The following is a 664-nucleotide window of genomic DNA, read 5'->3' as shown; positions in this document are numbered from 1 at the left end:
GCATTACCCAGTTTCTCACAAAGACCTGCGTCTTCCATAATTTTCATCAGCCCGCAGAAGAATGCCATAGTACCGATTAAGCCGATAGCAAGTTCTACTGCAGTGTCAGCAAATGCGAAGAGGTTGTCCTGTACTTCGCTGATTGTACCGGTTGCTGCACCGGCAATGACTGCTACTGCCATGAGGAACAGCCAAATATAATTCATCATAAATACTACCTCCAAAAAAGTAAAATCAGGTTATAACGGATTACTACGTAGTCACCCCATTTCTTACGCAAACACCGTGCCAACATATTTTCTTTTCTTTCTAAATCGACAAAAACTCACAAAACACACATTTCTGTCTAGGGTTCACTCCCCCAAGAAGAATGCGCTAATTTATCAAAACTGGATATTACCCCATTTTATCTCATTGTCCACCTTATTTCATCTTATCTTACTTGTAAAACAGTTCTTTTTATGGTACGATTCTTGCATTCTATGTTGCTATAAACAAGGAGGTCTATTTTATGTACAAAATTCCGTATACCTATACTAACAAATCTAAGATTGTATTTTATCTCATGATATTAGCCTACTTTCTTCTCAGACTAATATTAATGATACAGATAAAAGCATACAAGTTAGAAGGTTACGAAGTATTTCTTCTTCCTACTATTATA

The 664-nt window shown here is 36.6% G+C and carries 1 pseudogene; it reads right to left on the bottom strand.

The features are described 5' to 3' along the window. A pseudogene (locus D1841_RS18015) lies at positions 1-209 on the bottom strand (spore maturation protein); the annotation flags it as partial. Between the last annotated feature and the right edge of the window lie 455 nt (positions 210-664).

The organism is Neglectibacter sp. X4 (assembly GCF_009917365.1).
Lineage (GTDB): Bacteria > Bacillota > Clostridia > Oscillospirales > Acutalibacteraceae > Acutalibacter.
Note: the sequence above shows the minus strand (reverse complement) of the source record. Positions and strands in the feature narration are given on the sequence as shown.